This window comes from Kitasatospora sp. NPDC056651, from assembly GCF_042792155.1.
Lineage (GTDB): Bacteria > Actinomycetota > Actinomycetes > Streptomycetales > Streptomycetaceae > Kitasatospora.
The window spans coordinates 93,111-105,424 of the sequence record NZ_JBHTWX010000003.1 but is presented as its reverse complement, the minus strand read 5'-3'; the positions used below and the strand labels follow the sequence as shown (position 1 = coordinate 105,424).

Annotated in this window: 14 protein-coding genes and 1 tRNA gene; 6 read left to right on the top strand and 9 right to left on the bottom strand. The window is 75.8% G+C overall.

The features are described from left to right. The first annotated feature begins 188 nt into the window (after positions 1–188). Positions 189–482, top strand: coding sequence for a hypothetical protein (locus ACFRAR_RS03115; protein WP_380694131.1), 294 nt, complete (start codon positions 189–191; stop codon positions 480–482). Between the two features lie 112 nt (positions 483–594). On the opposite strand, the gene ACFRAR_RS03110 is transcribed toward ACFRAR_RS03115, so the two are convergent. Next, positions 595–667: transfer RNA gene (locus ACFRAR_RS03110), tRNA-Lys, on the bottom strand. Then, positions 623–1,603: a DNA polymerase beta superfamily protein gene (locus ACFRAR_RS03105; protein WP_380694228.1), complete on the bottom strand. Its 981-nt coding sequence runs from the start codon at positions 1,601–1,603 to the stop codon at positions 623–625. The genes ACFRAR_RS03110 and ACFRAR_RS03105 overlap by 45 nt, the downstream gene beginning before the upstream one ends. Here ACFRAR_RS03105 and ACFRAR_RS03100 point away from each other — a divergent pair. The 3 genes from ACFRAR_RS03100 (at position 1,602) to ACFRAR_RS03090 (ending at position 4,415) form a co-directional block, all read left to right on the top strand. Further along, entirely contained in the window at positions 1,602–2,840 is a 1,239-nt protein-coding gene (locus tag ACFRAR_RS03100; protein WP_380694128.1) for a DNA glycosylase AlkZ-like family protein, read from the top strand. The genes ACFRAR_RS03105 and ACFRAR_RS03100 overlap by 2 nt on opposite strands. A gap of 30 nt (positions 2,841–2,870) precedes the next feature. Beyond that, entirely contained in the window at positions 2,871–3,632 is a 762-nt protein-coding gene (locus ACFRAR_RS03095) for an SDR family oxidoreductase (RefSeq protein ID WP_380694126.1), read from the top strand. A 90-nt stretch (positions 3,633–3,722) separates the two neighbouring features. Beyond that, the gene (locus tag ACFRAR_RS03090; protein WP_380694124.1) at positions 3,723–4,415 is read left to right on the top strand and encodes a tyrosine-protein phosphatase; all 693 of its coding nucleotides are present in this window, start codon (positions 3,723–3,725) and stop codon (positions 4,413–4,415) included. A gap of 28 nt (positions 4,416–4,443) precedes the next feature. Here ACFRAR_RS03090 and ACFRAR_RS03085 read toward each other — a convergent pair whose 3' ends face one another. Further along, positions 4,444–4,905: an RICIN domain-containing protein gene (locus ACFRAR_RS03085; RefSeq protein ID WP_380694122.1), complete on the bottom strand. Its 462-nt coding sequence runs from the start codon at positions 4,903–4,905 to the stop codon at positions 4,444–4,446. Between the two features lie 121 nt (positions 4,906–5,026). Here ACFRAR_RS03085 and ACFRAR_RS03080 point away from each other — a divergent pair, with 121 nt between their 5' ends. Continuing rightward, entirely contained in the window at positions 5,027–6,121 is a 1,095-nt protein-coding gene (locus ACFRAR_RS03080; protein WP_380694119.1) for a hypothetical protein, read from the top strand. Positions 6,122–6,196: 75 nt separating this feature from the next. Beyond that, a complete protein-coding gene (locus ACFRAR_RS03075; protein WP_380694117.1) occupies positions 6,197–6,532 on the top strand; it encodes a hypothetical protein in 336 nt (111 codons plus the stop codon). A 77-nt stretch (positions 6,533–6,609) separates the two neighbouring features. Here ACFRAR_RS03075 and ACFRAR_RS03070 read toward each other — a convergent pair whose 3' ends face one another. The 6 genes from ACFRAR_RS03070 to crcB (ACFRAR_RS03045) form a co-directional block, all read right to left on the bottom strand. After that, complete coding sequence (locus ACFRAR_RS03070; RefSeq protein WP_380694115.1) at positions 6,610–7,443, bottom strand: TIGR02452 family protein; 834 nt, start codon at positions 7,441–7,443, stop codon at positions 6,610–6,612. A gap of 181 nt (positions 7,444–7,624) precedes the next feature. Then, positions 7,625–9,880, bottom strand: coding sequence for a DEAD/DEAH box helicase (locus ACFRAR_RS03065; protein ID WP_380694112.1), 2,256 nt, complete (start codon positions 9,878–9,880; stop codon positions 7,625–7,627). Positions 9,881–10,074: 194 nt separating this feature from the next. Further along, on the bottom strand, positions 10,075–10,800 hold the full coding sequence (locus ACFRAR_RS03060) for a hypothetical protein (protein WP_380694110.1): 726 nt from the start codon (positions 10,798–10,800) through the stop codon (positions 10,075–10,077). A 185-nt stretch (positions 10,801–10,985) separates the two neighbouring features. Beyond that, on the bottom strand, positions 10,986–11,360 hold the full coding sequence (gene crcB, locus ACFRAR_RS03055) for a fluoride efflux transporter CrcB (protein ID WP_380694108.1): 375 nt from the start codon (positions 11,358–11,360) through the stop codon (positions 10,986–10,988). After that, positions 11,357–11,755 (bottom strand): DUF190 domain-containing protein, encoded by a 399-nt coding sequence (locus tag ACFRAR_RS03050; protein WP_380694105.1) that lies wholly within the window; start codon positions 11,753–11,755, stop codon positions 11,357–11,359. The genes crcB (ACFRAR_RS03055) and ACFRAR_RS03050 overlap by 4 nt, the downstream gene beginning before the upstream one ends. Next, a complete protein-coding gene (gene crcB / locus ACFRAR_RS03045) occupies positions 11,752–12,288 on the bottom strand; it encodes a fluoride efflux transporter CrcB (protein WP_380694103.1) in 537 nt (178 codons plus the stop codon). Before crcB (ACFRAR_RS03045) ends, ACFRAR_RS03050 begins: the two co-directional genes overlap by 4 nt. Positions 12,289–12,314 lie beyond the last annotated feature (26 nt).

Sequence of the window (12,314 nt, the reverse complement as noted above, 5' to 3'; positions counted from 1 at the left end):
TCAATTCGCTTCCGATCCAGCGTACTTCGAACGAGCGCGGACGTCCCTGAACGTTCTTGAACGCCCGCCGACGGGCCCGTCGTTCGAGAACGCCACCCCGCCGTCCGATGTCCGGGCCCCGCGTCCGGGAACCGGCGGGGTCGTACGGCGGGCTGGGTCCGGAGCGGCAGCTCTGGTCGGCTCGGAGCATGACGGACAAGCACACCGACCCCCTCCCCGCTCCGCCCGGCACCGGCCCCGCGGCCGACGCCCCGCGAGCCCTCGAACGGGACGCTCCGGCGAGCGGGCCGACCCCGACCCCGACCCCGACCGGGCCGACCTCGGCCCCGGCCCCGGCCCGGCTCCGGACGCTGGACCTGATCGCCCTGGTCACCCTCCTGGTGATCGCCACCGGGGTCTACCTGACGGCGGGCAGCGGCGGGTTCTCGGTCATCACCAGCGTCGGCGCCGGTCTCTACGGCCTCTGGCGCCCCCGCCGGTAGCCGGCCCCGCACCGCCCCGCACCGGCCCGCGTCGTGCATACGCCGCGCATGCGCCCGGAAACGCGACAGCACCCCGGCGTCCACGACGACCGGGGTGCTGCCCGAACCACGGTGGGCCACCAGGGGCTCGAACCCTGAACCTACGGATTAAAAGTCCGCAGCTCTGCCAATTGAGCTAGTGGCCCGCGGCCCTCACGCGCCGGGGTTCCGGGTGGGAGGGCCACGGCGATCCTACCCGGTGGGCCCCAGGGCTCCGCCAGTGGATTGCGTGGCGTGCCGGGGGCGTGCAGCGGGCCTTGAGGCGGGGTGTAGTGGGCGGCGCGGACGCGGCGGAGCCAGTCCTCGGCCGGGCGCCGGTCCGGGGCGGCGGGCAGGGCCCCCGGGCGGGCGAGGCGGTCGGCGGCGTCGGCGAGCAGGGGTTCGGCGAGGGCGGGGCGGTCGGCGATGCGTTCGCCGAGGTCGCGGATGCGTTCGGGGTCGGGCAGCCGGACCAGGTTGCGGCCGGTCTCGTGCAGGCGGACGGCCTGCACGACCAGCCGGACCAGGTGCCGGGCGTGCTTGGCGGCCCGTCGGCGGGTGGCCTGGTCGGCGGTGTCGCGGGTGAGCAGCTTGCGGAACTGCTGGTCGGCGTAGCCGAGATAGGCCTTCCGTACGGCGGGGGCGCTGAGGAAGGAGGAGCGCAGACCGACGAGTTCGTCGCCGAGCGGGGTGCGGACCTCGTACAGGTCGTCCGGCAGCCAGACCAGCTCGGAGGCGGTCGGATTGCAGTTCAGGGCCAGCCGGCACCACTTGGCGGCCTCGTGCAGGGTGAGGTCGGGCTCCGTGGTGACGTGGGACTCGGCCGGGCGGTCGAGGCCGTGCAACTCCCCGGTGGGGACGGCGAACAGGCCCAGCCGGTCGACGTCCGAACCGGCGTGGGCGAAGCCGTACGCGGTGGAGCCGACGACGCCGGAGAGCAGGACGGTACCGGAGAGCGGGACGGCGCCGGGGACGGCGGGATCGGCGGGCACGGGCGGCTCCCCTCGGACGTACGGACGGGTACCGCATCCTCGCCCGAGCGGGCCGCGCCCGGCGAGCGAATTCCGGTCCGGGGCCCGACCGGCCGCCGATACTGGGCCCATGGAGCACCACCCTCACCCCGATCCCCCCGTCGACAAGCTGCGCGCCTGGTGGTCGCACCGGCAGTGGCTGGACGGCCCGCGCACCGGTGCCTCGGCCGCCGAGGTGCTGGCCGCCACCGGCTGGGCCCGATCGGTGGGCGGCGCGGCGCCGTACCTGGGCCTGTTCGCCCGGGCCGGGCTCGGCCGGTCGGCGGTGGACGCGGCGGTGGCCCGGCTGGAGGTGCACGAGCTGCCGGCCGCGCGCGGCTGCGCGTACGTGCTGCCGGCCGCCGACTTCGCGCTCGGCCTGGCCGTCGGCGCGGCCGCCCCCGCGGGTGAACTGGCGGCGGCGGACAAGCACCTGGGGGTCGGCCGGGACGAGGTGGAGAAGCTGTGCCTGGCCGTCGAGCGGGTGCTGTCCGAGGACGAGCCGCTGACGCCCGCCGCGATCCGCGACGCGGTCGGCGACGCCGTCCGTCCGCTCGGCGAACCGGGGCGCAAGCGCGGCCTCACCACCACCCTGCCGCTCGCCCTCGGGCTGATGCAGTCGCGCGGCCGGATCCGCCGGGTGCCCGTCAACGGCCGTCTGGACCAGCAGCGTTACGGCTACGTCGGCTGGGACCAGCCGGTCGCCGGAGGCGCCGTCGACCTCGCCCGCCGCTACTTCTCCTGGGCCGGCCCGGCCACCCTCCGGCACTTCCGCTGGTTCTCCGGCTTCACCGCCGCCACCGCCCGCCGGGCCGTCGCCGAGGCCGGGCTGGTGCCGGTCGCGCCCGGCTCGGAGCTGCTGCTGCCGCCCGGGCTCGCCGAGGAGTTCGCCGGGTTCGAGGTGCCGGCCGAGCCGCACCACACCCTGGTGGCGGGCATCGACGGCATCCACCTGCTGCACCGCGAGCTGCCCCGGCTGCTCGACCCCGCCGACGCCGCCCGCCCGCTGCCCGCCGGCCGGGCCGGGCGCGTCTTCGGCGGCGAGGCCGACCCGCAGACCCACGTGGTGCTGGACCGCGGCCGGATCGTCGGGCTCTGGGAGTACGACACCGAGCGGGCCGAGATCGTCCTGCTGCCCTTCGTCCCGCCCGGCGACGCCCTGCGGGACGCGGTGGCCCGCACCGAGGCGTTCGTCCGGGACGACCTCGGCGACGCCCGCGGCTTCGGCCTCGACTCGCCGAAGAGCCGCACACCGAGGATCGCCGCACTGCGGGCCGCCGCGGCCGCGGCGCGACCGGCCGGACGGACACAACCGGCCGGGCGGGCGTGACCCGCCGGGCGGGCGGGTAGCGTACCGGCCATGTCGACCACCACCACCGACGACGTCCTGATCGTCACCGGCGCCGGGCGCGGCATCGGTGCCGCCACCGCCCTGCTCGCGGCCCGCCGCGGCCACCGGGTCTGCGTCAACTACCGCACCGACGAGGCGTCGGCCACCGCGGTCGTGGACGCGATCCGCGCCGAGGGCGGCACCGCCCTGGCGGTCCGCGCCGACGTCACCCGCACCCCCGAGGTGGAGCGGCTGTTCACCACCGTGGACGCCGAACTCGGCCCGCTCACCGGGCTGGTGAACAACGCCGGCACGCTGGAGAAGCAGTGCCGGCTGGAGGACATCGACGAGGACCGGCTGAACCGGATCTGGGCCGCGAACATCACCGGCCCGTTCCTCTGCGCGGCCCAGGCCGTCCGCCGGATGTCCACCCGGTACGGCGGGCGCGGCGGCGCCATCGTCAACGTCGGCTCGGCCGCCTCCCGGATCGGCTCGCCGAACGAGTACGTCGACTACGCGGCCGCCAAGGGCGCGGTGGACTCGATGACCCGCGGCCTCGCCCTGGAGGTCGCCGCCGAGGGCATCCGGGTCAACACCGTCCGGCCCGGGCTGATCCACACCGACATCCACGCGCTCGGCGGCGAGCCCGGCCGGGTCGACCGGGTCGCGCCCAACCTGCCGATGCGCCGCGGCGGGCAGCCGGAGGAGGTCGCCGAGGCGATCCTCTTCCTGCTCTCCCCCGCGGCCTCGTACACCACGGGGGCGTTCCTGGAGGTCTCGGGCGGCCGCTGAACAGCCGGTTTCGGACAGCGTCGGCCCGCCACCGAGCGGCCCCCTCCGGTTTCCTTCCGCCGGCCCGCCCCCGCCCGTACCGTGGTGGCCATGACCGATGCCTTCATCGACATCCCCGGGGTGCGCAACTTCCGTGACGCGGGCGGGGTCGGCGCCCTCCGCCGGGGCGTGCTGTACCGCTCCGGGTCGTTCCACACCCTCACCGAGGAGGGCGCCCGGCGGCTCAAGGCCCTCGGCCTGCGGACGGTGTTCGACCTGCGCAGCCCGTTCGAGCTGGACACCTGGCCGGACCAGCGGTTCGACCTCGACCACGAGACCCTCAACCTGCCGACCCTGCCCGACAACCGCGGGGACGGCCGGTACTGGCCCGAGGACCAGGCCGCCCTCTACCCCTTCATGGCCGAGACCGCCGGCCCCTCGCTCGCCGCCGTCGTCCGCCGCCTCGCCGCACCCCGGTCGCCCGCAGCCGTCGTCCACTGCGCCGTCGGCAAGGACCGCACCGGCCTCACCATCGCCGTCCTCCAGTCCCTGCTGGACGCCTCCGAGGCCGAGATCACCGCCGACTTCCTGCTCTCCAACCTCGGCCTCGGCCTGGACAAGGGCCCCGTCCCGTACATCGACGAGGCCGGCGCCGAGCGCCTCTCCCGCCCGGTCGGCGCCGAACTCCTCGCCTCCTCCCTGGCCTGGATCCACGACCGCCACGGCACCGTCCCCGGCTACCTCCGCCACCACGGCGCCACCGAGGCCGAACTCGACGCCGTCCGCGCCAACCTCTCGGTGTGAGCCGGGGCTCGACCCTGTCCGGGCCCTCCTAGGCCTTGCGCTCGAAGCGCCACCACTGGGTCGGGGCGTCGGCGTCCTCCCACTGGTGGACGTCGGCCTCCGGGCGCTCACCCGCCGTCAGGGGCTTGCCGCTGATGAAGCTGCTGACCGTGTAGGTGCCCGGGGCGTCGACGTGGGCCTCCAGCAGCCACTCCTGGGCGCCGAAGGCGTTCGCGGACCACTGCTGGATCCGGACGCCGTCCTCCGTCGAGGCGCCGGTGACGTCCAGGCGCTTGCCGCTGCCCGCGTTCTCGATGAAGAACAGCGCGCCGCCCGGGTGGACGGCGGTGAGGTGCCAGAGCTGGGCGTCGGTGCCGTCGTCCGCGCCGAGGACGATCCGGGCGCCGCTGCGCCGGGAGGCGTCGGCGACCCGCAGCAGCAGGCCGCTGCCGACGTTGCGGATGAGGTAGCTGCCGTCGGTGATCGCGGAGTCGGTCGTGCTGTCAGTCACGGTCGCAGTCTGCCACCGGACACCGACAGGCCCGGTGCGGCCGGGCGGGCCCGGTACGGCCGGCCGGGCCCGGGCGCGGGGCGTTTCCGGTGGACGGACCCGGCCCCCTATGCTGCGGCGAATGTCCACCGAGCAGATACCGCCGCACCGTCAACATCCCACGTTCACCGATGCCGTGGCCGCCCTGGAGGCCGTGGTCGCCGCCGGGGACGACGAGGGGTTCGGGCCCGCCCTCGGCACGGTCGGCGGGCTGTTCGGCGCGGCCGATCCGGCGGAGCGGGTGACGGCCGGCCCCCGGCTGGCCGCGCTGCTACCGGACGCCCCGCCGTTCCCCCGCGCCCACCTGGCCATGGTGGTGGGCGCCTGCGTCGAGCACGGCGCCGACCCGGTCGCCTGCTCCGGCCCGGTGCTGGCCGGCCTGCGCGGGGCGCTGACCGGCGCGCAGCTGCTGGTGCGGCGCTGGGTCGCCACCGGCGGCGGCCCGCTGCCGAGCGCGGAGGACGACGATCCGGCCGAGGCGCACGAGCGGATAGCCGACCCGGCGCACCTGGACGACTGGCACGCGCACCTGGCCGTGGTCGCCTGGTGGACGCTGCACCTGTGGCAGCAGGCGGCCTGGGCGGTGTACGCGCACGCCGAGGTCCGGGCCGAGGCCCGCGCCTCGGGGGTGACCGAGGTGATCCTGGAGCTGTTCGAGCGCTACCAGGGCGAGCAGCACGACTTCAAGGGCCTCGTCCACCTGGCGCTGGTGCTGGACGACGAACCGCTGCTGGTGCTCGACCGCCCCACCGGCACCGGCTACCTGCTGCGGATGACCGGCCTGAGCGACACCTTCCAGCTGCACACCCTGCTCGCCGACGTGTTGGTCGGCGGCGGCCACCTGCCCGGCACCCCGCAGGACCCGGAGGTGGTGGCGCTGGCCCGGACGGCGTTCCTGGACGGCCGCCGGGTGATCGCCGCCGGCGCCTTCAACCTGGTCGCGCCGGACGGCTCCTGGATCTGGAACGAGGGGACGCCGAGCGACATCCCGGTGGTGGACGGCGTGCGCACCCTGGTGCTGGAGCCGCTGCCGTACGAGCGCAGCTGGTCGGCCGGGCGGTTCATCCAGGAGGTCCCGGGCGACCTGCGGCTGGAGCGGGTGCTCGACCCGGCGGAGGCCGCCCGCCGGCTGGCCGCCACCGCACCGGGGCAGTCGCCCGCCGAGGCGTTCCGGTAGGAGGCCCCCGCAGCGTCGTTCGTTCACCGGGTTATGGTCGGAAGACCGACACAGCCCCCACGAGTGGAGTCGACGATGGCGAAGGTCCCGAACGTGCTCACGGCCGCCGCGCCCGCCGCACTGACCGCGGCGAGCGGTCTGGTCGGCGGTTACGGAGTCGCCCGCTGGAGCGGCCGGCGCGAACTGGGCGGCGCGGTGCTGGCGGTGGCCGGCGCCGGGGCGGCCGCGCAGTGGCGCCGGACCGCGGGGACCGGCACCGCGGCGGCGCTGACCGGCCTGTACGTGGCGGCCTTCGGCGGCTCGCACCCGCTGGCGAAGAAGATCGGCGCCTGGCCGTCCGTCTTCGCCGTGACCGGCGTGGTCGCGGCGGCGTCCACGGCCGCGACGGCGCTCTGCGCCCGGAAGAAGTAGCCGGGCAGAAGCAGCCCGGACGTAGTGGCCCGGAAGAACGCGGCCCGGGCGCAGTGGCGCCGGCCGGGCGCGGCCGGCTACCGGCCGGCCGGGCCGAACCGGGCCTCGAAGGCGGCCCGGTTCGCCGAGACCGGCGAGCGGTCCCAGACCGCGAACACCACCCGCTCGAAGGCCGCCCCGTACCGGGCCAGCGCCCCCTCGAAGGCCTCGGCGACCTGCGCCGGGTCGTTGCGGAACACCCCGCAGCCCCAGGCACCGAGCACCAGGGTGCGCACCTCGTGCCGGGCGGCCGCCGCGAGCACCCGCACGGCCCGCTCGGCGAGCACGCCGCGGACGTCCGTCCCGGCCGAACGCCGTTCCAGCTGACCGGCGTTGGGCGCGGGTGAGGTCAGGAAGGTGACCGGGTACGGCCGTGCCAGCAGCTCGCCGCGCCCGTCCCGGATCACCGGCACCGCCGGCGAGACGATCACCCGGTGGCTGTACCGGAGGTCGGTGGAGGCCCGGTGCGCCTCGTAGTAGTCCGGCGCCTCCAGCAGGCAGCTGTACAGCAGCGCGCCGCGGCACAGGTCCTCCTCCTGGGCGCGGGCCCCGCGCAGGTAGCCGCCGCCGGGGTTGCGCGCGGAGGCGAAGTTCAGCACCCCGACCGGGCCCGCCCCGGTGTCGACCAGCCGGCGGGCGGCCTGGACGCTCCCCTCGGCCGTCACCTCGACCCGGCCGTCCAGCGGCCCCGGACCGCGGTCCCCGGCGGCCAGCAGCGCGTCCAGGTCCCCCGGCGCGTACGACACCGTACCGGTCTTCGCCGCCGCCAACTCCTCTCCCAGCCGCACGAGTTCGCCCCCGGCGGTCCGGTAGCTCCCCCGCTCGGCGATCTCCTCGTTCACCCTCGCCACGTCGTGCAGTCCGCTGCTCATGGCCGTGACGCTACGGGACTACCGCCGCCGCACGCCACAGGTTATTCTCACCTCCAGAACAACACCTCAGGGGGCACGGCGAGGTGTGTGGGGGGGGGAACGCGAAGGGCCCGCTCCGGGGTACGGAGCGGGCCCTTCGTGGATTCAGCCCGGCCGGCGGTCGACTACCGCCGGTGCGGCGTCAGTTCTTCCAGCGCGGCTTGCGGTCGTCGCGGTCGCCACCGAACGAACGGCCGCCACGGTCGTCGCGGTCACGGCCACCGCCGAAGCCGCCACGGTCACGGTTGAAGCCACCGCGGTCGGACTGCGGACGGCCGCCGGAGCGGTGGTCGTCGCGGCGCGAGAACGGACGGCTGCTGCTGCTGCCGCCGCGCTCGTCGCGGTCACGGCCGAAGGACGGACGGTCGCCGAAGGAGCGGGCCGGACGGTCGCCGCCGAAGGAACGGCCACCACGGTCGTCGCGGTCACGGTTGAAGCCACCGCGCTCGCGGTCGCCACCGAAGGAACGGCCGCCACGGTCGTCACGGTCACGGCCACCGCCGAAGCCGCCACGGTCACGGTTGAAGCCACCGCGCTCGCGGTCGCCACCGAACGAGCGGCCACCACGGTCGTCACGGTCACGGCCACCGCCGAAACCACCACGGTCACGGTTGAAGCCACCGCGCTCGCGGTCGCCACCGAACGAGCGGCCACCACGGTCGTCACGGTCACGGCCACCGCCGAAACCACCCGAACGACGGTCGTCACGGTCACGGTCACGGCCACCGCCGAAGCCGCCCGAACGGCGGTCGTCACGGTCCGGACGACGGTCGTCACGGTCACGGCGCTCGCCGCGCGCCTCGCGGTACGACGGAGCACGCTCCTCGCCCTGCGGCGCGGCGGCCGGGGCCTCCGCGGCCGGAACGGCCTCGGTCGCGGCCTGCTCGCCGGACTCGGCCTCGGCGGCCGGCTCCTCGTCCTCGATGCCCAGCTCGGCCCGCTCGCGCGCCGCACGGGTGGCCAGACGGTCGGCCTCCTCGCGCAGCTCGGTGGCGCGGCGCTGCGCGCGCTCCAGCTGGCGGGTCATGTCGGCGATCTCGCGCTCGGCGGCACCGGCGATGTTGGCGGCGCTCTCGGCCTGGACCTCGGTCAGCGAACGGGCGCCGGTGATCTTGGCGACCTCCGCGTCGAAGGCGTGGTCGAGGATGTGGCGCGAGGCGTCCACGCCCGCGTCCTCCATCAGGCGGAAGACGCCACGGCGCTGGTGCGGCAGCACCAGGGTGACGACGGCGCCGGAGCGGCCGGCCCGGGCGGTGCGGCCGGAGCGGTGCAGGTAGTCCTTGTGGTCGCCCGCCGGGTCCACGTTGAGGACCAGGTCGATGCCGTCGACGTGGATGCCGCGGGCGGCGACGTCGGTGGCGACGACGACGTTGGTGTAGCCGTCCTTGAAGTCGCCGAGGACGCGGGTACGGGCGCCCTGGGTCATGCCGCCGTGCAGCGCGTCGGCCTTCACACCGGCCTCGATGAGCTGCTCGGCGACGCGGTCGGCGCCCATCTGGGTGCGGACGAAGATGATCGTGCGGCCCTTGCGGGCGGCGATCGCGTTGGTGATCGGCGCCTTGTCCTTGGGCTTCACCACGAGGATGTGGTGGGTCATGGTGGTGACCGCGCCGGCCGACGGGTCGACCTCGTGGGTGACCGGGTTCTTCAGGTAGCGCTTGACCAGGGTGTCGATCTCGTTCTCCAGGGTGGCGGAGAACAGCAGGCGCTGGCCGCCGGCCGGCACCTGGTCGAGGATCTCGGTGACCTCGGGCAGGAAGCCCATGTCGGCCATCTGGTCGGCCTCGTCGAGCACGACGGTCTTGACGTCGTCCAGCTTGGCGGAGCCGCGGTTGAGCAGGTCGCGCAGACGGCCGGGGGTGGCGACGAGGATGTCGACGCCGCGCTCCAGCGCGTAGATCTGGTTCGACATCGAGGTGCCGCCGCAGACGACCTTGAGGCGCAGGCCGAGCACCGAGCCGAACGGCTCCAGGGCGTCGGCGACCTGCATGGCCAGCTCACGGGTCGGGACGAGGATCAGACCGCGCGGGTGCTTGGGCTTGGTGCGATCGCCGTCGGCGAGGCGGGTGAGCAGCGGCAGGCCGAAGCTCAGGGTCTTGCCGGAGCCGGTGCGGCCACGGCCCAGCACGTCCTTGCCGGCCAGCGCGTCCGGGATGGTCGCGGCCTGGATCGGGAACGGGGTGGTGACGCCGCGCTTGGCGAGGGCGCGCACCACGTCGTCGTGCAGGCCCAGGTCGCCGAAGGTGATGGTGGGCTCGGCGGCCGCCTCCTCGGTGGCCTCCACGGCCTCGGCGATCACCTCGTCCGCGGCGGTGTCGAGGGTGTCGTCGGTATCGGTGACATCGGCGGCGGCCTCGTTCGCGGGCATGGCGAAGCGGGCGTCGTCAACGAGAGACATGCAAAACCTTCCGGAAGTGGCACGCGCCAAAGTCCGGGTTCTGTTTCACAACCGCCTCTATGCGGTCAGCCACGGATCGCCGGAACGCGCCAAGGGCGCCAGATGGGAATAGGGCGCCAGTCAAATGAATCAAACGAACGATCTACCACCATAGAGGAGCCTCGGGATCGGAGGCAAACCCCCTGCTCAACCACCTAGTGTGAGACGCCTCTCGGGCTCGGGGCCGAAGAACCGGAGCTTCCGGAGGACGGGTCCGGGGCCGGCGGGACGGTCGCGGCGGGCGAGCTGTGCTCGGGCGCGGGAGTGCTCGACGGGTGGTTGCTCGGGGTGGCCGACGGCGTGCCGGCCGAACCGCCGCCGGAGCGGCCCTCCCCGGTGCCGCCCGCGCCGCCCGCCCCGCCTGAGCCCCCGGACGCCGGTCCGCCGGGGTGCGGCACGGGGCTGGCGTTCGAACCGCCCGCCGAACCGCCGCCCGGCCCGCCGTCGGGAGCGCCCGCCCCCGGCACCGGCACCACCCCGGCCACCGAGCCGTTCGCCCCGGACACCGCGTCGCCGGGCACCGTGGTGGTGGATCCGCCCGACCCGCCCTCGCCCTGGAGGCCCCCCGCCCGCTCCGGGTGCCCCGAGGTCCCACCCGGGTGCCCGGCCCCCGGCGAGGCCGAGGGCCCGCCCGTCGCCCCCGGCCTGGCCGCCGGTCCGGCCTGCCCGACCGGCGCCACGCCGTGCTTCTCCTCGGCGGCCGGCCCGACCGACATGCACCCCGTCAGCCCGAGCCCGGCCATCGTCAGCAGCGTCGCCGCCCGTACCGCGCGCGAGCGCGGGACCGCCGCCTCCCGCCCCCGGGCCGTACCGGCCGCGGCCATCCGCACCCGCACCGCCCATACCGCCCGCACCGCTCGTGCCGCCCGTACCGAAGCCACTGAGGTCCCTCTCTACCGCCCCACCCGGGCCGCCCACTCGCGCGCGGCCGCTTTCGGTGCCCAACGCGCGCCCGGCCCGGCGGGACACGGGCAGCGGGCAAGCTCGCCCGGCGGGGCAGGTGTCGGCGGGCGGCCCGGCCCGGCCCCGGAGCGCCCCGGCCGGCTCCGCCCCGGAGCGGCTCGGCTCAGCCCCAGAGCGCCGCGGCCAGCTCCGCCCCGGCGTACACCGCGGCCAGCCCGGCCGCCACGCTGCCGGCCACATTGGCCAGCGCGTACCGCCCGGCACCGGTCTCGGCCAGCCGCAGGGTCTCGTACGAGAAGGTCGAGTAGGTGGTCAGCGCCCCGCACAGCCCCGTCCCCAGCAGCAGTTGGAGGTGCGAGGAGGCCGCGCCCGCCGCCACCGCGCCGGTCACCAGCCCGAGGACCAGGCAGCCGGCCACGTTCACCGCGAACGTCCCCCACGGGAACACCGAGTCGTGCCGGGACTGCACCGCCCGGTCGGTCAGGTACCGCAGCGGAGCGCCGACCACCGCGCCCGCCACCACCAGCAGCCAGTTCACTCGGCCGCCTCCGGGCCGCCCGGCTCCAAGCCACCCCGCTCCGGGCCACCCCGCTCCGGGCCACGGCCCGCGTAGGTCACCACCTCGCAGCGGTCCAGCAGCACCAGCCCCTCCGCCACCAGCCCGTCCAGTCGCGGCAGGAACGCCCGCACCCGCTCCTCCTCGTCCACGATCACCACCGCCACCGGCAGGTCCTCGCTCAGCGACAGCAGCCGGGTGGTGTGCACCAGCGACGAGGCCCCGAACCCCTCGATCCCCCGGAACACGCTCGCCCCGGCCAGGCCGGCCGCCCGCGCCCGGTGCACGATCTCGCTGTACAGCGGGCGGTGGTGCCACCGGTCGCTCTCCCCGACCAGCACGGTCAGCCGCAGCGCGGGCCCGCTCAGCCGGCTCATCGCGCGCCCCCGCCCCGCCCGGTCGCGCCCCGCCCGGCCCCGCGGCGGACGGCCCGGTGGATCAGACGCCTGGTCAACCCGGCCGCCGCCCACACCGCGAACAGCGCGCCCAGCAGCGTCAGCCCGAGGTACCCGAGGGCGGGCCCGGGCCGTCCGGCCTCCAGCAGGCGCCGGACGTCCACCGCGTACGTCGAGAAGGTCGTGAACCCGCCCAGCACACCGGTGCCGAAGAACGGCCGCACCAGCGGATGGGTCTGGCGTCCCTCGGTGAGCACCACCAGGAACACCCCGATCACCGCGCAGCCGACCACGTTGACCAGCAGCGTCGTCCACGGGAAGGCCGTCGGCCCGGTCCGCCAGCCGAGCCCGGCGGCGTACCGCGCGACCGCCCCGATCGCCCCGCCCACCGCGACCACCGCCACCGCCGGCCCCTGCCCGCGCAGCACCGGCGGGCGGCCGGTGCCGCGCCCGCCGCGGGCCGGCGCCACGGCTTCGTCCGCGGCGCCGTCCAACGCGCCCTCCGAGGTCGTCACAGCCCCATCAAACACCGGCCCCCGCC